Source organism: Pseudoalteromonas carrageenovora IAM 12662, assembly GCF_900239935.1.
In the GTDB taxonomy this organism is placed as follows: domain Bacteria; phylum Pseudomonadota; class Gammaproteobacteria; order Enterobacterales; family Alteromonadaceae; genus Pseudoalteromonas; species Pseudoalteromonas carrageenovora.
On record NZ_LT965928.1, the window covers coordinates 2265463 to 2286353 of the forward strand.

Sequence of the window (20891 nt, forward strand, 5' to 3'; positions counted from 1 at the left end):
CATATTTTAAAAAGATTTATTACTACCTTTAATAAGAAAAGCTTATATTAATTTTTGAAACTATTTTATATTTAATAACGTATAGGAACATATAAAAGTTATCTATAAAAAAGGAGATCCGATGGATGACATGACAAAAAAGTACAGTATCGATACCACTGATTATCAAGTTGGGCAAGATAATGTACAAAAATGGGGGTTTGATATCCATAACCCTGTATTTGGAATAAGCGCATTTCTAGTCGTTTTATTTGTAATACTTACCTTAGTTTTTGACCCTACCGTTACCCGTGATGCTCTAACCTCCACTAAAGACGCCATTATTAATCAATTCGATAGTTATTTTATGCTATTAGCCAATGCCTTTGTGATTTTTTGCGTTATTTTAGCATTCTCTCCTTTAGGTAAAATTCGTTTAGGGGGTGCTAAAGCTCGTCCAGAACATGGCTATATGTCGTGGCTTGCTATGCTTTTTGCAGCAGGAATGGGTATTGGCTTACTATTTTGGGGAGTTGCAGAGCCAACAGCCTATTATACAGGTTGGTATCATATGCCTATGGGGGTAGAGCCAAATTCAGCACAAGCACATTCATTAGCTTTAGGTGCAACTATGTACCACTGGGGTTTACATGGCTGGGCGATTTACGCAGTGGTTGGATTAAGCTTGGCTTTTTTTGCATTTAACAAAGGCTTGCCTTTATCTATACGCTCTGTTTTCTATCCCTTATTTGGTGATCGCGCATGGGGTTGGCTTGGACATATCATAGATATACTTGCGGTACTGTCTACCTTATTTGGGTTAGCTACATCACTAGGGCTTGGCGCACAACAAGCGACCAGTGGAATAAATTACCTATTAGGCACTGATTACGGCACTGCTTTTCAAATATCTGTTATTGGATTAGTGACGTGTATTGCTATTTTTTCTGTTATAAGAGGTATTGAGGGCGGCGTAAAAGTACTAAGCAATGTTAATTTAATTTGTGCGTTTATTTTACTGTTAGCTGTTATCGCCCTTACATTTTCTGATTCAATTCCTGCTGTGTGGTTTACCCTTGGAGCTTACGTAGAACACTTTGTACCATTGAGTAATCCTTTTAATAGACCCGATGAAGATTGGATGCACTCTTGGACTGTATTTTATTGGGCGTGGTGGATCTCTTGGTCACCGTTTGTAGGTATGTTTATAGCTCGAGTTTCTAAAGGGCGCACTGTACGAGAATTCTTACTTGTTGTTATAGGCCTACCAACTCTACTTAGCTTGGTGTGGATGGGTGTATTTGGTAATATGGCAATAACACAAGTTATAGAGCAAGTTGGGCCACTTGGACAAAACGGCTTAACTGATATCTCAGTTACTTTATTTCAAGTATACGAACAGCTTCCGTTCTCTAGCTTTATCTCAATTATTTCTATTGCTTTAGTTTTAGTCTTCTTTATTACTTCATCTGATTCAGGTTCGCTTGTAATAGACGGTATAACTGCTGGCGGTAAAATAGATGCACCAGTGCCACAACGTATATTTTGGGCTACTGTTGAAGGTGTGATTGCAGCTGTATTACTTTGGGTTGGAGGCTCGCAAGCATTACAAGCGCTTCAATCAGGAGTGGTGACTACTGCCCTACCATTTTCAATAATACTTATTTTAATGTGTGTTGCGCTTATTCAAGGCTTACTAAGTGAATACCCTACTTACAAAGCTCAAAGTAAATTTCAATAACAGTTCATCTTGTATAAGCGGCCCTCGTGGGTCGCTTATACACCCACTTTAAAATTCATTTTTGACAGCCCGTGTACATCATCATGTTCATTGTTACCAACCCGCTATAATGCTTAATCATTTTGCAGGGCTAAACGTATCGCTATCTGCGTTAAAACACTCCTCATTTACGATTGCATGGATGCAGAAGGTAGAGCAATGCAGGAGTAATTGCCGAGAACAATTAAATAACGAATTTTTTGCCTAGCTATCAAGACGTTTTTCCACCCTCAAAATAGATCAATTAATTAAGCGAATTAGTATAAATGTACAATGATGAAACTTTAAATATTAAAGGTAAGTAGGTATAAAAATAAAATTAGAGAACTTGAATAAGGTGTTTTAGGTGTTTTAGGTGTTTTAGGTGTTTTAGGTGTTTTAGGTGTTTTAGGTGTTTTAGGTGTTTTAGGTGTTTTAGGTGTTTTAGGTGTTTTAGGTGTTTTAGGCGTTTTAAATTTAGGAAATCATTAATTTGAGGATTTTGGTAAAGATGGTGCCCGAGGCCGGACTTGAACCGGCACGACTTGTTAGTCGAGGGATTTTAAATCCCTTGTGTCTACCAATTCCACCACTCGGGCATCGAGTTTGCTAATTAAAGCGTGTGGAGTAAATTATATGGAGGCGGAACCCGGAGTCGAACCGAGGTAAACGGATTTGCAATCCGGTGCATGGCCACTCTGCCATTCCGCCTAAATGTATCCAAATAATTTGGAGCGGTACACGAGGCTCGAACTCGTGACCTCGACCTTGGCAAGGTCGCGCTCTACCAACTGAGCTAGTACCGCAAAATTCTGTTTTATCAACTTTAAATTATCTTGGTAAAATGATTTAAAGTGGTGCCCGAGGCCGGACTTGAACCGGCACGACTTGTTAGTCGAGGGATTTTAAATCCCTTGTGTCTACCAATTCCACCACTCGGGCATCGAGTTTGCTATTTAAAGCAAGTGGATAAAACTAATATGGAGCGGTACACGAGGCTCGAACTCGTGACCTCGACCTTGGCAAGGTCGCGCTCTACCAACTGAGCTAGTACCGCATCATATTAATTCTAATATTAACTGTTTTATAAATTGCACTTGGTAATGCAGTTAAACCACAAAGTGGTGCCCGAGGCCGGACTTGAACCGGCACGACTTGTTAGTCGAGGGATTTTAAATCCCTTGTGTCTACCAATTCCACCACTCGGGCATCGAGTTTGCTAATTAAAGCGTGTGGAGTGTTGAAATGGAGGCGGAACCCGGAGTCGAACCGAGGTAGACGGATTTGCAATCCGGTGCATGGCCACTCTGCCATTCCGCCCCAGTACGGGGTATTAACCTTAAGATAAACTTGGAGCGGTACACGAGGCTCGAACTCGTGACCTCGACCTTGGCAAGGTCGCGCTCTACCAACTGAGCTAGTACCGCATTTAATTTATTAGCTTTTGAATTTCAACACGATGTTTTGAGTCAACATTCAGGCAACTAATTAATTACCGTTTCGTTTATCTAGGGGGCTATGCCCTCTCAACACGGACGCATTCTACAGAGATTATTAAACGCGTCAATACAAAAAATGCTAGTTTTGAACTGTTTGATTACTTTTTATCTAAAACGGTGCGTTATTAGACATTTAGAGCTAATTTTTAGTCAATTCACCCCATGCTGCACGTAAATATTGCATCATTGAACTTAAGGTTAAAAAGGTTGCTACATAAAGTAATGCAAAACTTAAATAGTTCATCCATGGTGCATATTGCCAAATCAAACCTATAATGGCTAACATTTGCGCAGCGGTTTTGATTTTACCCATATTTGATACAGCCACATTGCCGCGCTTGCCCTGTTCAGCCATCCACTCACGCAGAGCTGAAATAACAATTTCACGACATATAATAATTAATGCAGGTATTGTCATATACATAGACTGATAATGATCAGATAGTGCAACAAGCGCTGCACATACCATTACTTTATCTGCTACAGGGTCTAAAAAGGCACCAAAAGGCGTTGATTGCTCAAGCTTACGTGCTAAATAGCCATCAAGAATATCGGTAATCGATGCAAGCCAAAATATAAAAGCGGCAGCAAAAAAAGCCCAGCTATAAGGCAAGTAAAATATCACCAAAAAAATGGGGATAAGAAAAAGTCTAAAGGTTGTGAGTGTGTTTGGAATATTCCACATAACTACTTGGATATGTCTTTTTTCTATATTCGCACGAAGGGCTAGCCCTTGTCATGCAAATGGTTAAATATCTTCTCAGCCATGTCAGGGCTGATCCCAGGAACTTTCTTTAACTGTTCTATATTAGCAGCTTTTACTCCCTGCATGCCCCCTAAATATTTTAATAATGTTTGGCGGCGTTTAGAACCTACTCCGTTTATTTCTTCTAATAATGATTGAGTACGCTGTTTTTGGCGCTTATTACGATGCCCAGCAATTGCAAAACGGTGTGATTCATCGCGAATATGTTGAATTAAATGAAGCGCTGGCGCATCCGAATCCATAGGGATTGTTTTACGCCCGCCGTCAATTAATAAGGTTTCAAGGCCAGGCCTGCGGCTGGTACCTTTAGCAACACCTACTAACAATGGCATTTTAGCATGAGGCCAATTTGCAAAATATTGTTCTGCTCGACCTAATTGCCCTTTACCACCGTCAATAAAAATAACATCAGGTATTTTTTCTTCGTCTACCACTTTGTTATAACGCTTGTTAAGTGCAAATTCCATCGCCGCATAATCATCGCCCCCCGTAATACCAGTTACGTTGTAGCGTCTGTACTCTTTGGTATTTGGCCCTTGGGAGTCAAAAACCACACAACTTGCAACCGTGTTTTCACCCATAGTATGGCTTATATCAAAACATTCCATTCTAGTGATATCGTCTAGACGTAAAGTCGCCTTTAACTGAGCATAACGTTTATTTATAGAGTCTTGAGTGCTTTGCTTAACCGTAATGCTATTTAATGCATTTTTATTCGCAAGTTGTAAGTACTGCGCCCGCTCTCCGCGAGTCACTACTTTAAGTGTTACTTTGCGCTCACTAATTTGAGTTAGGGCTTCACCTAGCACTTCACTTTCTTCAATTTCGAACGGTAAAATAATTTCTTTTGCTATACGCCCTGTTGCTCCGGGTGCTAAGTAGTATTGCCCTAAAAACGAAGTGAGAATTTCTTCTTGGCCAGAGTCTTTTGGTACTTTAGGGAAATAGGTTTTACTGCCGAGCACTTTATGGTCGCGGATCATTAATAAATGAATCCCGTTTAAGCCATTTAAATGAGCAAAACCTACCACATCCATTTCAGCAAAATTGCCCGATATAGACTGCTGTTCCTGCATTTTACGCAATAACATAATTTGATCGCGAACCTTCGCCGCAAGTTCAAAGTTAAGTTTCGCGCTAGCGGTTTCCATTTTTTTTATTAAATCGGCAATAACTTCATGCGACTTACCCGTTAAAAACTTACGCACATAATCTACTTGCTCAGAATACTCATCCTCAGAGACTTTATTAACACATGGTGCAGAGCAGCGCTTTAACTGGTACTGCAAACACGGACGACTTCTTGCTCGATAATAAGCGTCTTCACATTGACGAACCGGAAATATTTTTTGCATTAAGCGCAAACTTTCAGATACTGCCCCGGCACTTGGGAAAGGCCCAAAGTATTCGCCTTTTACTTTACGACTTCCACGATGAAAAGCTAAACGTGGGTGTTTATGGCTCGTAAGTAAAATATAAGGGTATGACTTATCGTCACGCAATAAGATGTTATAGCGCGGCTGATATTTTTTAATGAGGTTGTTTTCAAGCAGAAGTGCTTCGGTTTCGGTATTTGTAAGCGTGACTTCAATATCACAGATATTGCTTACTAAAACCCGAGTTTTACTATCGGTTATGTTGCTACGAAAGTAACTCGTTACACGTTTTTTTAAATTTTTAGCTTTACCAACATAAATAACTTGCTGGTCGCTATCAAGCATACGGTAAACACCGGGCTCGCTCGATAGCGATTTTAAAAAATGTACATGATCAAATTCAGACATATATAACTAGTGAGATGCGTCTATATCAATCATTTTATGGCGAATCGCTAAATGCGTCAGCTCAACATCACCGCCTACATTTAGTTTTTCAAACATACGGTAACGATAGCTGTTAACCGTTTTAGAGCTTAAATTTAAACGCTCTGCTATATCTTGTGCTTTTTCACCTTTGGTGATCATTAGCATAATTTGCAGTTCACGTTCAGATAAACTCTGAAAAGGGTTTTCATCGGTGCGCCCTGTTACTTGAGCTAGCGCTATTTGCTGTGCAATTTCAGGGGCAATATAACGCTGGCCGGCATGAACTGATCGAATAGCACGTACCATTTCATCAGATCCTGCGCCTTTGGTTAAAAACCCATGTGCACCAATTTGCATAACTTTGCTCGGAAATGGGTCTTCACAATTAACCGTTAACACAATAATTTTTACATCTGGGCAGTAACGACAAATTTTCTTAGTCGCTTCAAGTCCACCCATACCAGGCATATTCATATCCATTAATACTATGTTTGGCGCGTGCTGACGACAAAACTGTACGGCGGCTTCGCCATCTTTAGCCTCGCCAACCACTTTAAAACCACGTACGTCATCTAATATACGTTTTATACCAGTGCGTACCAGCTCATGGTCATCAACTAAAAGTACATTAATCAATGGAACATCCTCACTTACCTAACAACATGCGATTTAATAAAATTAATTCGTTACAGTACCATATATAAAGCGAAACAATAACTAGTATTATTGCCCCGCCTTAATAATTTAAGATGATGCTTTTTCGCTAAAACGGTCAACCCATAGCGCAATAATGCCATCACCGGTAACATTACACGCAGTACCAAAGCTATCTTGTGCTAAATAAAGCGCAATCATTAATGCTACAGCCCCTTCATTAAAGCCTAGCATGCTTGTTAATAAACCGAGTGCCGACATTACGGCTCCACCTGGTGCACCTGGCGCTGCAATCATTACTACACCTAACATCATAATAAATGGCAGCATTCCCATCAACGAAGGTACTTCCATATTTGGCGATAAAAACATAACAGCCATTGCACACGTTACAATCGTAATAGTTGAGCCAGATAAGTGAATGGTTGCACACAGTGGTACAGTAAAGTTCGCTACATCTTCTTTTACATTGTTTGCTTTACTTGATTGTAATGACACAGGAATAGTCGCTGCACTTGACATTGTACCGAGCGCTGTAAAATAAGCGGGTAGCATATTTTTAACTAGCTCTAGCGGATTACGTTTAAGTAATAAGCCCGTAGAAACATATAATACTGTTAGCCATAGCCAATGCATCACTAGCGCTGCAATAAGCACAACACCAAATGTTTGTAGCGTGTCGACCACGGTGCCTGCCACTGTCATTTCTGCAAACACACCTGCAATGTAAAATGGTAAAGCCGGAATAATAACTTTTGATAATAGGCCATCAATTACATCACGCCCCTGATCAGAAACTTTTTTAAGCGTTTCTAATTGGAGTTGGCTCATACCTATACCAAATACGAACGCAGTGACTAATGCAGTCATTACGCCCATTAGAGGTGGAATTTCTAAATCAATAAAACTGCCTATTTCAGTGGCTACTTCAGCCTCAAATGTAATACCGCCACTTAAAAGTGGAATAACTGCGCTAACCAGTAAAAATGCAAGCGTGCCGGCAATAATGGTAGAGCTATAAGCAAAGCCCACTGTTTTACCTAATAAATGGCCTGAGCCTTTTGGTAAGCCCGCAATACCAGACGCAATAAAAAACAAAATAATTAAAGGAATAGTAAAAGATATAAGTTGGCCAATTAATTCTTTAACGGTAAATAAAAGCTCAACACCTGTTAAAGGTACATACAGTCCGATTAAAATACCGGCCACAATACCGGCAATTAATTTTAATATTAAGTTCATTATGATTGCTTAGTTGAATTTAGATACGGTGTTTTTAACATGTTTTAGACTCATTGTGTGATAAAACTATTCAAGTTATATTCATGTGCGCAAATAACAAACAAATCTATATTAATTACAGATTATTTTGCGTATTTTTTAACTAAAGAAAACTTCTGCCCTTTAAATTTTAAATTAAGCCCGCACCTTTAATAACTAAAGCAAAGCTAATGATTGATTTTTATTTCGGCTGGTTATAAGCCCAATAGATATATGTTATAGCCAAACTTTACTTTAGTTTTTTTAAACTCACAGTAAAGTGTATTTATATAGTTAGTAGCAAAGGCTATTAACACGTTGATCAGATTGTATCCAAAGGAACATTATGTCTACTATTTTTGAAGATAACTCACTAAGTATTGGTAATACGCCACTGGTAAAACTTAACCGTGTTACGGGTGGGAATGTATACGCTAAAGTTGAATCTCGTAACCCTAGCTTTAGTATTAAATGTCGTATTGGTGCATCAATGATTTGGGAAGCTGAAAAATCAGGTCAGCTTGTTGAAGGCAAAGAGCTTATTGAACCAACGTCGGGAAATACAGGCATTGCACTTGCATTTGTTGCTGCTGCACGTGGCTACAAACTGACGCTAACTATGCCAAACACGATGAGTTTAGAACGCCGTAAGCTATTAAAAGCATTAGGTGCAAACTTAGTACTTACCGATGGTGCTAAGGGGATGAACGGCGCAATTGAAAAAGCGAAAGAAATCCAAGCAACAGATCCTGAAAAGTTTATTTTATTACAACAGTTCGAAAATCCAGCTAACCCTAAAATTCACTTTGAAACTACAGGCCCAGAAATTTTTGATGCGCTTGATGGTAAAGTGGACTTTTTTGTAGCCGGTGTTGGTACTGGTGGCACAATTACAGGGGTTAGTCGCTACCTTAAAAACGAAAAAGGTCTAGACGTTAAATCAATAGCTGTTGAGCCAACCAGCTCGCCAGTAATTAGCCAGACACTGGCTGGTGAAGAAATTAAACCAGGCCCTCATAAAATTCAGGGCATTGGTGCTGGCTTCATCCCTGGCAACCTTGATTTAAGTGTTATCGATGGTGCAGAGCAAGTATCTAATGAAGATGCTATTGCAATGGCCCACGAGTTAATGAAAAAAGAAGGCATATTAGTAGGTATTTCATCAGGTGCGGCAGTAATTGCGGCTAAACGTATTGCTGAAAAACCAGAAAACGCTGACAAAAACATTGTGGTAATTCTACCAAGTGCTACTGAGCGTTACTTATCTAGCCCAATGTTTGCTGAAGAATTTAGCGAGCAAGAATTAGTACAGTAATTTCTCTCCTTGAGATACTAAAAAGGATGCTTATAGCATCCTTTTTTATTATTTATTATGTAATTTTCTATTAATTACCCGCCACCGCTTTACATCTCCATTAATTAGCCACACACTTTAAAAAAACTAATTAATAATAATTAACATGAAAAAGTTCTCGAGTTTACTAAGTTTAGTTGTGTGCCTATTTATTAGTGCATGTGGGGATGATGCAAAAACACTTGGCGATACCCCTGGCGATACAGCTACCGCTTACTTTGATGCCCTTTATAATCAACAAGACTTACAAAAAGCCAGTACTATGGCAACACCTAACCTTACCCGCATAATGAAGTCTTACGGAACAGCTAAGCAGTTTTCACGTAATTTAGTTAATATGCAATACGACGAAGTCGTTATTGAAGTTGATATGACCAACATGAGCGTACGCGAGCAATACGGCGATAACGCTAAAATAAACCTGATTTTTACGGGTTATTTTAATGGCGATAAAATTGACGATTTTAGAAGCGTTAAAATGCTCCGAAAAAAGGGTAAGTGGTATATAGATAAAATAGTGGCCGACCCTTACGCTCGATAAACGCAGCTGTTAATACTCAATTACAAAAAGGCCTCAGTTACGAGGCCTTTTGCATTTTAACTAAACGTGAACCTGACTAAAGTTCACCGGGTTGAAAGTTATCAACCGCAATCGCTTGTTTTCTTAGCTTATTTGTATGGTGCATTGCATCTGCATCAGCTTGCTCTATAAAGCCCTGCTCCAACGAATAACTAATTGCGCCTTCTATATCAAGCGTGGCAGGTACCTTACCTTTTCGTTGCCATTGTTTTAAGTCTTTAAACTGCGCTTGCATATCATGCATAGCTAAAAATGCATTCTCCATTACACCGGTACCGGCATTTTCATCCACATAACATAAATGTGTTAAGCGGTTTCTAAATACACCTGGCTGGGTCATGTGCTCGCAAATACTTTGTGCTGTTTCATCACTTGGTTTGTGATAGTGATTACCAGGCGGGAATACTATGCGTTTAAGTAAAAAGTTAACCACAGGATTTGAAAAGTTTTTGAAAAAACCATCAAACGCTTGGCCAATTTCATACAATGAGTTTTCAATTGCGTATTTAACAAACGGTAAGTCAGCTTGTTGACGCCCTTCATCTTCAAAGCGCTTTAACACTGTGGAAGCTAAATATAAATGACTTAGTACATCACCTAAGCGCGCCGAAATCATTTCTTTTCGTTTAAGCTCACCACCCAGTACTAACATGGCAACATCGGTGGTAAAGGCAAGACCACGGCTCATTCGGCTTAATTGCTTGTAGTAAACAGCGGTAGCACCGCATACAGGCGCTTTGGCAAAACAGCTACGTGTTAAACCATGTACAAATGCCATACCCGCGTTACTTGCAGCAAAAAGTATGTGGTTCATTAATAAACCATCAAATTGATCAAGTGCTGCGTCGTCATCTTCCATTGCCGCAGCTTCCATTTCTTTTAGCACAAACGGATGACAGCGCGTAGCGCCTTGGCCAAATATCATTAAATTACGCGTTAAAATATTAGCGCCTTCAACCGTAATTGATACCGGAATACCCATATAGCCATGGGCTAAATAGTTATTAGGTCCCACTTGAATACCTTTGCCTGAATGAATATCCATAGCATCGTTCATCACAGTTCGACCCATTTCGGTCATATGATATTTAGCAATAGCCGTAACAACCGACGGGCTTAGTTTTAAGTCTATCGCGCCTGCAGTCATCAACCTACACGACTCAAGTGCATACGTTAAACCACCAATACGTGCTAATGCCTCTTGCACACCTTCAAATTGACCAATAGATACACCAAACTGCTGGCGCACCATTGCATAGGCTGAGGTCATTTTAGACGCTAAATGTCCAGTGGCTGTACTCAGTGCTGGCAGCGAAATACCACGCCCGGCACTTAAACATTCAACCAGCATACGCCAGCCACGCCCTGCCCCTTGCTCACCACCAATAATCCAATCTAGTGGAATAAATACGTCTTTACCGTAAGTCGTCCCGTTCATAAACGCCATATTCAACGGGTAATGACGCTCGCCTGTTTCTACGCCTTGATGGTCGGTAGGAATAAGTGCACAGGTGATACCGAGTTCTTTCTCATCACCAAGTAGTCCATCAGGGTCGTACATCTTAAATGCAAGGCCAAGCACTGTTGCCACTGGCGCAAGCGTAATATAGCGCTTAGACCAATTTAAACGCAGGCCTATAACTTCTTCACCATTATGCAGCCCTTTACATACAACGCCAGAGTCAGGAATGCTGCCCGCATCAGAGCCCGCTTCTGGGCCGGTAAGGGCAAAACACGGTACGTCTTCACCACTTGCAAGCGTTGGTAGCCAACGATCTTGCTGCTCTTTTGTACCATAATGCAGTAATAATTCACCTGGGCCTAAGCTATTAGGCACCATAACCGTTACCGCCGCAGTTAAGCTTTTGGTCGCAATTTTTGACACTATGGTAGAATTTGCAATAGCTGAGAACTCTCGTCCGCCAAATTTTTCAGGAATGATCAGCGCAAAAAAGCCTTCTGTTTTTAAGTAATCCCATACTTCTTTTGGTAGGTCTTTGTCTTTTTGCACTATTTGGTAATCATCAAGCATCGCTAATAGCGTTTCTACTTGGCTATCCATAAAGGCATTTTCTTTATCACTCAGCTCAGGTTTAGGAAAACGATGTAGTTTTTGCCAGTCAGGGTTACCGCTAAAAAGCTCACCGTCCCACCAAACATCACCCGCTTCCATTGCTTCTCTCTCTGTTTGCGAAAGCGGTGGAAGTACCTTTTTAAACATTTTAAACGTAGGACGACTGATCAGGTTTAGGCGAATATCTTTAACTGCAAAAATAACCACCACAACAACCAGCAATATTATAAATACTGACATGCGCACATTCCTTACACATTGAATGAAAATAGTAACTTAATTATGACCCATCTTAATTTAAATACAATCATTGCACGACGAGCAGTTTAGCTTAACGTATTCATTTCATTGTTTTAAACATCGCTGCTATTATCAACGTCTTAATAACAATAAATTAAAGGAATACCATGAACACACCACGCTTTAAACTCAGCATGAGCGCGCTTGTGGTTGCCAGCACACTTGCTTTATCTGCTTGCGATGCACAGGTAACACTAGACACCAGCGATTCATCACAAGCTACCAAAACAGTAACCGCAAAAGATGCAAACGCATTTATAACAAAAACAGAGCAAGAGTTAAGTGCGCTTTATTTAGAATCGAGCCGTGCAGAGTGGATTTACGCAAACTTTATTACTCATGATACCTCAGCACTTTCTGCTGAAGTTAATCGTAAAATGACTGAAACCGTTGTGCGCTTAGCCAATCAAGCCGCGCAGTTTGATGAGCTCGAACTTGATTATGACGCACGCCGCAAACTTAATAAGCTTAAACTAGCGCTTACCCTACCAGCCCCGCAAGACGCCGAAAAAACAGCTCAGCTTTCAACTATTGTGGCAGAGCTTGGGGGGTTATACGGTAAAGGCAAATATTGTAAAGACGATGGCAGCTGCTTAAGCCTTGGCGACATGACGGCAAAAATGGCCACCAGCCGAGATTACAACGAGCTACTTGATTTATGGCAAGGTTGGCGACAAATATCAAAACCAATGCGCCCGCTTTACGAGCAACAAGTTGCACTTACCAACGAGGGTGCCAAAGAGCTTGGTTATGCTGATACAGGCGCAATGTGGCGAAGTAAGTACGATATGCCAGCCGATGACTTTACCAAAGAGCTTGACCGTATATGGGGGCAAGTAAAACCACTATACAACTCTCTTCACTGCCATGTTCGTGCTAAATTAGGTGAAAAATACGGCACCGATAAAGTAGTCCAAGATGAGCCTATTCCTGCGCACTTGCTAGGAAATATGTGGGCGCAAGCGTGGGGTAACATTTACGATGTAGTCGCACCAGAAAATGCTGATCCAGGTTACGATGTTACTGAGCTATTAGCTAAAAATAATTACGACGAACTTAAAATGGTAAAAGGGGCTGAAACCTTTTTTACCTCAATGGGATTTGAGCCACTACCAGAGACCTTTTACAAGCGTTCGTTGTTTATAAAACCAAAAGACAGAGATGTGCAGTGTCATGCATCTGCTTGGAATATAAATAGCAAAGACGACTTACGTATTAAAATGTGTATTCAACGCACGGGCGAAGAGTTCTCTGTTATTCACCATGAGCTAGGCCACAATTTTTATCAGCGCGCTTACAACAAACAGCCTTTATTTTATCAAGAAAGTGCAAACGATGGTTTTCATGAAGCCATTGGCGACACTATTGCCCTTTCGGTTACACCAGGCTACTTAAAAGAAATTGGCTTATTAGAGCAAGTACCTGATGAATCTAAAGACATTGGCCTATTAATGAAAATGGCGCTTGATAAAGTGGCTTTTGTGCCATTTAGCTTAATGGTTGATCAATGGCGTTGGCAGGTATTTTCAGGGCAAGTAAAGCCGCAAGATTACAATAAAGCATGGTGGGAACTTCGCGAAAAATACCAAGGTGTGCAAGCGCCTATTGCTCGTAGCGAAGACGACTTTGACCCTGGTGCTAAGTACCACGTCCCGGGTAATACACCTTATACACGTTACTTTTTAGCGCATATTTTACAATTTGAATTTCATCGTAGCTTATGTGAAATTGCCGGTAACGATAAAGCGATTCATCGCTGCTCTATTTATAACTCAGAAGAAGCAGGGGATAAGCTAAACACAATGCTTGAAATGGGTTCGTCTCGCCCATGGCAAGAAGCACTTGAAGCTGTAACAGGCAAACCGCAAATGGACGCTACAGCCATGCTCGATTACTTTGCACCACTGCAACGCTATTTAGATGAGCAAAATAAAGGCCGCAACTGCGGCTGGTAATAATTTACAGTTAAAAACTCAAACGTTTAGATACAACAAAGCCCGCTCAAATGAGCGGGCTTTTTATTCAAATTCTAATTTTTAGTTAAATTAGAACTGTAAGCTTAGATTTGCGAAGTAAGCATCGTAATCAGAATCATCCCAGTTATTGCCGTAACCTGCTTCTAAACCAACATTATTATTGAAGAAGTGTTGAGCACCAAGAGTGTAGTCATCATTTTTATTAACTGAAACAAACACCGATGTTTCTTTGCTGAAATAGTAGTTAGATGCTAATTCCCAGTTACTTGAACCGCCATCAACATCTTCAAAATTACCTTCAACAGTTAAGTAGTTACCTTGCTGTAAATCAACAAAGTACTTAGCTGCTACTGCACGGTAATCAAACTCATCATCTGCTGTTACTGTAAAGCCGATATAATCAGTGCTGTTTAATTCGTGGTTATATGCTAGGTCAAACACAAACTGATTGTCAGCATCTTCAACATCTACAAACGTTGCTTTTAATACAAGGTTTGGATTAAAGAAGTAACCAGCTGAAAGTTCAATTACATCCGTGCTTGAGCCAAAATCACTATCGAAGTTATTGTACTGTGCACCTAGTACAAAATCTTCTACAAAATACTCACCGCCAATGCTAGTAACGTCTAAAAAATCATTATCACTGTATGCACCATAAACATTTGTTTGCTTATTGATGTACTCAAATTGATCATAAGGACCTAACGTCGCTTTTGGAGAAAAATAATAAGTTGAGTCAACACTTATAGTGTCATCACCATCTACATCCACGTATCCTACATGGCTGATTGATTGGTAAGTATCTGCGGCAATTGCAGTGGTTGCAGCGCTTGATAATAAAATGCTCGAAATGATAACGGCTAATTTTTTCATTTTAAATTCCCTATAAATATTACTTTTTATGCCTCAGCTGTCTAGCCAAAGTCGGGGCGCATCCTAACAGTAAAAAATGAACAAAAGCTGAACCGAAGACCAAATTAAAAGCAAAAACAATCACTTAAATTGTTAATTATTACGCCCAAATGTAAACACTAAGAAAACTTTAAATCTACAGAATAATAATATGCCATTATATAAACTTAAATAGTAACAAATAAGGTACAAACTGTCGTTAAATTGATACAACTAAACTATTCGATAAACCTCACCAATGTGGTTTCCTACAATTATATTTTTCTCATTTTTCAAAAATTTTTTACTTTTTAATTTTAAGAAAGCTACTTAGATGAGCAGAACAAAGACCGTAACTGCGGCTGCTAAAACATTTATCACGGTTAATCTGAGTTGAAAACAACAAAGCCCGCTAATTAAGCGGGCTTTTTAATACTTTTGTTTTAACTAAATCAGGGATTTAATTAAAACTGGAAACGCATGTTAGCAAAGTATGCATCGTTATCAGAGTCATCTGCATTGTTCTCGTAACCTACTTTAAGACCAATGTTTTTATTAATGAAGTGCTGAGCACCAAAGCTGTATGTATCTTGCTTGTTGTAATTAGCAAATACAGACGTTGCTTTTGAGAAGTAGTAGTTAGTTTCTGCTACCCATTGGTTTTCCGCATCTTCAATGCTTTCGTATTTACCTTCAAACGTTAAGTAATTACCTTGTTGTAAATCAATGAAATATTTAGCTGCAACAGCGCGGTAATCAAAATCGTCATCTGATGTAAGTGTTACACCTACGTAATCGGTACCATTTAACATGTAGTTGTATGCTAAATCAAATAATGCAAAGTCATCGCCGTCTTTGTTTTCAACAAGTGTTACTTTTGCAAGTAAGTCAGGGTTGAAAAAGTAACCACCGGTTAGCTTGTAAAGTTCACCGTTAGAGCCTGAATCTGGGTCAACGTTTTCATATGAAGCACCCACTAAAAATTCATTAATAAAGTATTCGCCGCCGACGTTAGTTACATCTACAAAGTCGTCATCAGCGTAGCTGCCGTATACGTTAGTTTGCTTATTGATGTACTCAAACTGATCGTACGGGCCTAATGTTTTTTTAGGAGATAAGTAATAAATAGAGTCTACAGCAACGGTATCGTTGTTATCGCTATCTTTGTAGCTTAAGTTACTGATTGAGTTATAGCTGTCTGCAGCAGCCGCAGTGCTAGATAATAAAATGCTTGAAATAATAACTGCTAATTTTTTCATTGTAAGACTTCCCTTTGTACATTGCTTTTTATGCTTTAGCTCATTGACTAAAGTGTGCACATGCTAACGCCGGGAAACTGAATGAAAACTTAATTAACTAGTTGTATTTATTAAGTTAATTGTAAGGAGGTGTAAGAAACTGTAATATTAAAGTAGTTGCAACATCTAATCAACAACTACTTAAACAATGTACGAAACGTTAAAGTGCGTGTTGACTAATTACTCGGTACACTTCGTTAATATTATCGCCCGACTTAAACTCTTTACTGATGGGTGTAGGGTCTGAACCAATCCAAATTTTAAGCTCAGCGTCTAAATCAAAGTGCCCTGCACTTTCTTTACTAAACTTGGTAATTTTAGAGTAAGCAATACTCACCATTTCCATTTTTGAGCCCGTCATACCTTGCTTATCAACCAAAATTAAACGCTTGTTTGTAAAAATAAACAAGTCACGAATCACTTTATACGCTTTTTCTACTTGCTCGCCATCTATAAGCGTATTGGCAAGCACTTTTTCAAGATCTGAGTCATCTATTTCGCTTGCATTACCCATTAAACCGCTTAGTAATCCCATTATGTTTTCTCCTGTTTAAATATTTGATTTTCTAATGTATGACCGTTTACTAATTGCCTATATTGCCAGTTTTGTTGATGGCAAAAGTTTAACAAAGCAATATCCAGCGGCTCATTTGCTGGCTGATATTCAACGACATATTCTTTGTGTTGGCTCATATAAACACGGCTCACACCTGCTAACGATTGTAGTTGTTGCTCTACATTTTGATAAGTCTCGTTAAGCATTAATGTATAAAAGTGTTTATCGGTATTATTCTCTTTAGTTTGATGCTCGCTCAGTATACCTTTATCTAAATGCAGCACTTGCGAGCATAAACGCTCAAGTTCGGTTAAATCGTGCGAGCTTAAAATAAATGTAGCCTCGCTACTTAAGCTAGATACCAGCTCTCGCACTTCTCTGGCATGAATAGGATCAAGCCCCGCAGTGGCTTCATCTAGCATTACAATTTGCGGAGAGCCAATAAGCGCTTGCGCTATAGTTACGCGCTTTCGCATACCATGAGATAAATCGCCCGCACGCTGTTTTGCTACTTCTTTTAAGCCCACTAAATCAAGTACACGCAGTGCCTCGGTATGGCTTTGCTTGGTGCCCATACCTTGCAACTTACCGTAAAAAGCCAGTTGCTTATCTATATTAAAACGCGGGTCTAACTGCGCATCTTGCGGTAATGCACTGACTTTATTAAAAAGTGCAGCGCTACCAGGGTTATACCCTAAAATAGAAAGCTCACCTTGGCTTGGATTTATATACCCGCATAGCAAACTAAATAGTGTGGTTTTACCGGCACCATTGGGGCCCACTAACGCAACTGGCGCACCTTTATTAATTTCAAAGTTCACATTATTAAGTGCTTGCTTTGCACCATACGATTTACTTAAGCCGCTGGCTTTTATTAATACGCTCATAGCGAACTCCTTGTAAATATTCTATGTGCAATAGCAATAAACACCGCACTTTGTATAAGAGGTACACCTAATGCGCTTAATAAAGGTAAGTTTTGTCCTGCTAATAGCTCAGAGTTAACACCAGGGAATATATAATCAAGTGCATTTAAAGCCGGTACCTGCCATGCCAGTATTCCTACAATAATGCCGCCACCAGCAAAATATAAAATAACCAATACAATGGCTAAACGTGATGAGCGAGCAAAGGTATTTATTAAGCACATTAGTGCCACAAATGGGCTAAGCACTACTACCATTACAATAAAAATAGAAAGTGCGCGTGTAAAGCCGCCCATTAACAAGCTGGGATCTCTGAAGCCAAGTACACCCAATGTGGCAACAAGAGTTATGGCTAATAAACACGCCAGTACAGCAAGTTGTCCTAAAAAGCGGCCAAACAAAATTTCAAAGCGCGTAGCGCGCAGCGATATAAACCTCAGCGTTCCTCGCTCTCTGTCGCCAACAGTTTGATCACTGGAAATAAAAATAGCAAATAGCGGAAAACTATACAGCGCCACGAGCCAGTACATGGCAAATTCAGATTCAGGCCAATCAAGTAGCTTACTTAAGCCAATTGTACCTGAAATATCACGCACCATTTGTTCAAAATTAGGCGCACTAATAATGCTAACTGCTTGTCCTATTGGGTAGCGCAATATTAATAACCAAACCAGCGCAAAAGCGGCCATAGCAATTAAGCCGCGCTTAGTTAAAAACATACGAACAAGCTCAAAGCCCGCAATTTGCGTTAATCGTCCTATGTTTATTATTGATGATGTTGCCATTGGCTATCCTTAATGACGTTTTATTTTAAAAGTATTGCTCAACACTAAGTGTAAACACCTTGAATTACCAGCAAAAAAAAGCCCACCTAAGGCGAGCTTTGTAACAAACCGTTTAAATGTAACAGGCCAAACTTTGTTTATTTAGCCTATTTTTATAAATGCTGTTGGTATACCTCAAGCGCTTGGCTTAAGTCGCTAATTAAATCATCAATGTCTTCAAGGCCAATATGCAAGCGAATAACAGGGCCTAAATCCCAGCCGGTGTTCGAACGTAAACCTTTCATGGTTAAATTAGCCGTTACTAAACTTTCAAAACCGCCCCACGAAAAGCCCATTTTAATGTGCTCAAGGCTATCTAAAAATGCATCAATTGCTTTTTGATTGCCGGTTTTCATTACAAATGAAAACAAGCCGTTGCTGCCATCAAAGTCGCGTTTAAAAAACTCATGCCCTGGGCAGGTTTCAAATGCAGGGTGGCGAATGTGATCAACAAGCTCATGTTGCTCAAGCCATTTGGCAACCTCCATGGCTGCTTTTTCATGTTGATTTAAACGCACGCCCATTGTACGCAAGCCTCTAAGGGCTAAATATGCATCATCGGCGCTGGTACACTGGCCTAGTAAATAAGAGTGTTCTCGAAGGGTCGGCCAGTATTTTTTATTGGCAACCGCCACACCCATCATTACATCTGAGTGGCCTACAATATATTTTGTTGCCGCTTGTATACTAATATCTACACCGTGTTCTAATGGGCGGTAGTGCAATCCATTACCGTAAGTGTTATCAAGCATGGTCATAATATTATGCTCGTTTGCTACCTTTACCATAGCGGGCACATCTTGTATTTCCATGGTTATAGAGCCCGGAGATTCTAAAAACAATACCTTAGTATTTGACTGTATATACTCTTTAATACCCGCACCAATAGTTGGTGGGTAGTAAGTGGTTGTTACCCCAAGGCCTGCTAAAATTTTATCGCAAAAATCGCGCGTTGGCTCATACACGTTATCAACCATTAAGATATGATCACCCGCTTTAACAAACGACAGCAACGCTTGGCTAATCGCCGCTGCACCGCATGGGTATAACGCGCAGCCTTCGCCGCCCTCAAGCTCAGTAATGGCTTCTTGCAGGGCAAAATGCGTACTTGTGCCACGGCGACCATAAAATAAAGTTTTATCACCACGCGTTTTAGCGGCTTCTTTTAAATCGGCCACGCTATCAAATACAATGGTAGAAGCACGTTGCACTACCGGGTTTACTACGCCATGGGTATAGGCTTTTTTGCGCCCTGATGACACTAATTGAGTGTTTTTATTTTTGCTCGACATTATCAATCCTTAAACCTTATTTGAAAGCCATTGCTCAATTAAAAAGCGTGAAATAGAGTCAACTCGTGGAAGCTTATAATGCTCGCCCTCATCGCCCATATTGCCAAACTCGGCGACCTCTTCGCGGGTAAACCATTTAGCATCGTCTAATTCGTTTTTATCTACGTTAATTTGCTCTGTTTTAGCCTGTGCAATAAAGCCAAGCATAATAGATGAAGGAAACGGCCAAGGCTGAGAGGCAATATAACGTACATTTTCAACATCAACGCCCGCCTCTTCTTTTACTTCACGGGCAACCGCTTGTTCAAGTGTTTCACCTGGGTCAACAAACCCAGCAAGCGATGAATACATACCTAGCTGCCATATTGCTTGGCGGCCAAGTAAACAGCGCTCTACGCCATCGGCAAATACTTTTGTAACCACCATAATTACCGCCGGATCAGTGCGTGGAAATGTAGGGTGTTTACAGTGCTCGTTTTCACATAAACGTGAGTGCCCTGCTTCAACTAACTTATTTTTACTGCCACAACGACCGCAAAAGCTATGTGTTGCGTGCCAGTAACATAAACCCCGCGCTAGTGCCGCAATTGAGCCATCTTGCATAGCCACTTGTGGACCATATTGGCGAATATCAAAAAATTGCGCATCGCCAATAATTGGGGCTAGCTCGTCATCTTGTATGGCCGAAACATCAAGTGCAAATACACCGTGTTGCTCGTCATTTGAACCTAAAAACAGCGCATCTGATAAATCTAAATGGGCAATTTGTTGGTGTGTTAAATAGCACACCTGTGGGGAATTTTTATAAAACAATGTATGGTTATTATTAACCAAAAGCCACTTACTTTGCGCCGACATTTTTGCGCTTAACCACGCAGCGTCTTTACGAAAATTAGAACCTCTATCTAGTGGCATGTTGCTGTAATGAAGCATGTAAGTCCTTGGTAACTCGTTATGCTTTAAAATTACCATAATCATTTAGCAAACCCAATTGATTACAGCAATAAAAAAAGCCTATATAAGGCTTTATTAATCTATAACGGCTTTGTATTAAAATCTCTCATGTTGCAGGCACTTAGCTTGCTCTTTTTTAACTAT

Annotated in this window: 16 protein-coding genes and 8 tRNA genes; 4 read left to right on the top strand and 20 right to left on the bottom strand. The window is 40.0% G+C overall.

Going from position 1 to position 20891, the window contains the following annotated elements:
* Positions 1-121 precede the first annotated feature (121 nt).
* Positions 122-1720, top strand: coding sequence for a BCCT family transporter (locus ALFOR1_RS10200; protein ID WP_104642898.1), 1599 nt, complete (start codon positions 122-124; stop codon positions 1718-1720).
* A gap of 530 nt (positions 1721-2250) precedes the next feature.
* Here the strand turns inward: ALFOR1_RS10200 and ALFOR1_RS10205 are convergent.
* From ALFOR1_RS10205 to ALFOR1_RS10260, 12 genes are all read right to left on the bottom strand, one after another.
* Positions 2251-2337 (bottom strand) — tRNA-Leu (locus tag ALFOR1_RS10205).
* A 38-nt stretch (positions 2338-2375) separates the two neighbouring features.
* Positions 2376-2449, bottom strand: a tRNA-Cys gene (locus tag ALFOR1_RS10210).
* A 19-nt stretch (positions 2450-2468) separates the two neighbouring features.
* Positions 2469-2544, bottom strand: a tRNA-Gly gene (locus tag ALFOR1_RS10215).
* Between the two features lie 49 nt (positions 2545-2593).
* Positions 2594-2680 (bottom strand) — tRNA-Leu (locus ALFOR1_RS10220).
* Between the two features lie 39 nt (positions 2681-2719).
* Positions 2720-2795, bottom strand: a tRNA-Gly gene (locus ALFOR1_RS10225).
* 65 nt (positions 2796-2860) lie between these two features.
* A tRNA-Leu gene (locus ALFOR1_RS10230) sits at positions 2861-2947 on the bottom strand.
* 37 nt (positions 2948-2984) lie between these two features.
* Positions 2985-3058, bottom strand: a tRNA-Cys gene (locus tag ALFOR1_RS10235).
* A 31-nt stretch (positions 3059-3089) separates the two neighbouring features.
* A tRNA-Gly gene (locus ALFOR1_RS10240) sits at positions 3090-3165 on the bottom strand.
* Between the two features lie 211 nt (positions 3166-3376).
* Positions 3377-3922, bottom strand: coding sequence for a CDP-diacylglycerol--glycerol-3-phosphate 3-phosphatidyltransferase (pgsA, locus tag ALFOR1_RS10245; protein ID WP_058548269.1), 546 nt, complete (start codon positions 3920-3922; stop codon positions 3377-3379).
* A gap of 41 nt (positions 3923-3963) precedes the next feature.
* A complete protein-coding gene (uvrC, locus tag ALFOR1_RS10250) occupies positions 3964-5787 on the bottom strand; it encodes an excinuclease ABC subunit UvrC (protein ID WP_104642899.1) in 1824 nt (607 codons plus the stop codon).
* Positions 5788-5793: 6 nt separating this feature from the next.
* Positions 5794-6444 carry a UvrY/SirA/GacA family response regulator transcription factor gene (gene uvrY / locus ALFOR1_RS10255; RefSeq protein ID WP_104642900.1) on the bottom strand — a complete coding sequence of 217 codons (651 nt, stop codon included), beginning with the start codon at positions 6442-6444 and terminating at the stop codon, positions 5794-5796.
* A 108-nt stretch (positions 6445-6552) separates the two neighbouring features.
* Positions 6553-7704, bottom strand: coding sequence for a dicarboxylate/amino acid:cation symporter (locus ALFOR1_RS10260; protein WP_058548271.1), 1152 nt, complete (start codon positions 7702-7704; stop codon positions 6553-6555).
* A gap of 364 nt (positions 7705-8068) precedes the next feature.
* Here ALFOR1_RS10260 and cysK point away from each other — a divergent pair, with 364 nt between their 5' ends.
* Positions 8069-9037 carry a cysteine synthase A gene (gene cysK, locus ALFOR1_RS10265; RefSeq protein ID WP_058548272.1) on the top strand — a complete coding sequence of 323 codons (969 nt, stop codon included), beginning with the start codon at positions 8069-8071 and terminating at the stop codon, positions 9035-9037.
* A 145-nt stretch (positions 9038-9182) separates the two neighbouring features.
* Positions 9183-9617, top strand: a complete 435-nt coding sequence (locus ALFOR1_RS10270; protein ID WP_104642901.1) for a hypothetical protein — start codon at positions 9183-9185, stop codon at positions 9615-9617.
* Between the two features lie 76 nt (positions 9618-9693).
* Here the strand turns inward: ALFOR1_RS10270 and ALFOR1_RS10275 are convergent, their stop codons facing one another.
* Positions 9694-11970, bottom strand: a complete 2277-nt coding sequence (locus ALFOR1_RS10275) for an acyl-CoA dehydrogenase (protein ID WP_104642902.1) — start codon at positions 11968-11970, stop codon at positions 9694-9696.
* Between the two features lie 167 nt (positions 11971-12137).
* Here ALFOR1_RS10275 and ALFOR1_RS10280 point away from each other — a divergent pair, with 167 nt between their 5' ends.
* On the top strand, positions 12138-13985 hold the full coding sequence (locus ALFOR1_RS10280; RefSeq protein WP_104642903.1) for a M2 family metallopeptidase: 1848 nt from the start codon (positions 12138-12140) through the stop codon (positions 13983-13985).
* Between the two features lie 90 nt (positions 13986-14075).
* Here the strand turns inward: ALFOR1_RS10280 and ALFOR1_RS10285 are convergent, their stop codons facing one another.
* From ALFOR1_RS10285 to nudC, 7 genes are all read right to left on the bottom strand, one after another.
* Positions 14076-14879 carry a putative porin gene (locus tag ALFOR1_RS10285; protein ID WP_104642904.1) on the bottom strand — a complete coding sequence of 268 codons (804 nt, stop codon included), beginning with the start codon at positions 14877-14879 and terminating at the stop codon, positions 14076-14078.
* 482 nt (positions 14880-15361) lie between these two features.
* The gene (locus tag ALFOR1_RS10290; protein ID WP_104642905.1) at positions 15362-16156 is read right to left on the bottom strand and encodes a putative porin; all 795 of its coding nucleotides are present in this window, start codon (positions 16154-16156) and stop codon (positions 15362-15364) included.
* Positions 16157-16355: 199 nt separating this feature from the next.
* The gene (locus ALFOR1_RS10295; protein ID WP_058548278.1) at positions 16356-16730 is read right to left on the bottom strand and encodes a PH domain-containing protein; all 375 of its coding nucleotides are present in this window, start codon (positions 16728-16730) and stop codon (positions 16356-16358) included.
* Complete coding sequence (locus ALFOR1_RS10300; RefSeq protein ID WP_104642906.1) at positions 16730-17638, bottom strand: ABC transporter ATP-binding protein; 909 nt, start codon at positions 17636-17638, stop codon at positions 16730-16732. Before ALFOR1_RS10300 ends, ALFOR1_RS10295 begins: the two co-directional genes overlap by 1 nt.
* Positions 17635-18462 carry an ABC transporter permease subunit gene (locus ALFOR1_RS10305; protein WP_104642907.1) on the bottom strand — a complete coding sequence of 276 codons (828 nt, stop codon included), beginning with the start codon at positions 18460-18462 and terminating at the stop codon, positions 17635-17637. Before ALFOR1_RS10305 ends, ALFOR1_RS10300 begins: the two co-directional genes overlap by 4 nt.
* A gap of 152 nt (positions 18463-18614) precedes the next feature.
* Positions 18615-19793 carry a cystathionine beta-lyase gene (locus ALFOR1_RS10310; protein WP_104642908.1) on the bottom strand — a complete coding sequence of 393 codons (1179 nt, stop codon included), beginning with the start codon at positions 19791-19793 and terminating at the stop codon, positions 18615-18617.
* Positions 19794-19802: 9 nt separating this feature from the next.
* Entirely contained in the window at positions 19803-20726 is a 924-nt protein-coding gene (gene nudC, locus ALFOR1_RS10315) for an NAD(+) diphosphatase (protein ID WP_104643656.1), read from the bottom strand.
* Positions 20727-20891: the final 165 nt, after the last annotated feature.

What these genes read in the sequence shown, in the direction of transcription:
- ALFOR1_RS10200 (WP_104642898.1), top strand. Translation starts at nt 122, where the DNA reads ATGGATGACATGACAAAAAAGTACAGTATCGATACCACTGATTATCAA.
- pgsA (WP_058548269.1), bottom strand. Translation starts at nt 3,922, where the DNA reads ATGTGGAATATTCCAAACACACTCACAACCTTTAGACTTTTTCTTATC.
- uvrC (WP_104642899.1), bottom strand. Translation starts at nt 5,787, where the DNA reads ATGTCTGAATTTGATCATGTACATTTTTTAAAATCGCTATCGAGCGAG.
- ALFOR1_RS10260 (WP_058548271.1), bottom strand. Translation starts at nt 7,704, where the DNA reads ATGAACTTAATATTAAAATTAATTGCCGGTATTGTGGCCGGTATTTTA.
- cysK (WP_058548272.1), top strand. Translation starts at nt 8,069, where the DNA reads ATGTCTACTATTTTTGAAGATAACTCACTAAGTATTGGTAATACGCCA.
- ALFOR1_RS10270 (WP_104642901.1), top strand. Translation starts at nt 9,183, where the DNA reads ATGAAAAAGTTCTCGAGTTTACTAAGTTTAGTTGTGTGCCTATTTATT.
- ALFOR1_RS10275 (WP_104642902.1), bottom strand. Translation starts at nt 11,970, where the DNA reads ATGTCAGTATTTATAATATTGCTGGTTGTTGTGGTGGTTATTTTTGCA.
- ALFOR1_RS10280 (WP_104642903.1), top strand. Translation starts at nt 12,138, where the DNA reads ATGAACACACCACGCTTTAAACTCAGCATGAGCGCGCTTGTGGTTGCC.
- ALFOR1_RS10285 (WP_104642904.1), bottom strand. Translation starts at nt 14,879, where the DNA reads ATGAAAAAATTAGCCGTTATCATTTCGAGCATTTTATTATCAAGCGCT.
- ALFOR1_RS10290 (WP_104642905.1), bottom strand. Translation starts at nt 16,156, where the DNA reads ATGAAAAAATTAGCAGTTATTATTTCAAGCATTTTATTATCTAGCACT.
- ALFOR1_RS10295 (WP_058548278.1), bottom strand. Translation starts at nt 16,730, where the DNA reads ATGGGATTACTAAGCGGTTTAATGGGTAATGCAAGCGAAATAGATGAC.
- ALFOR1_RS10300 (WP_104642906.1), bottom strand. Translation starts at nt 17,638, where the DNA reads ATGAGCGTATTAATAAAAGCCAGCGGCTTAAGTAAATCGTATGGTGCA.
- ALFOR1_RS10305 (WP_104642907.1), bottom strand. Translation starts at nt 18,462, where the DNA reads ATGGCAACATCATCAATAATAAACATAGGACGATTAACGCAAATTGCG.
- ALFOR1_RS10310 (WP_104642908.1), bottom strand. Translation starts at nt 19,793, where the DNA reads ATGTCGAGCAAAAATAAAAACACTCAATTAGTGTCATCAGGGCGCAAA.
- nudC (WP_104643656.1), bottom strand. Translation starts at nt 20,726, where the DNA reads ATGCTTCATTACAGCAACATGCCACTAGATAGAGGTTCTAATTTTCGT.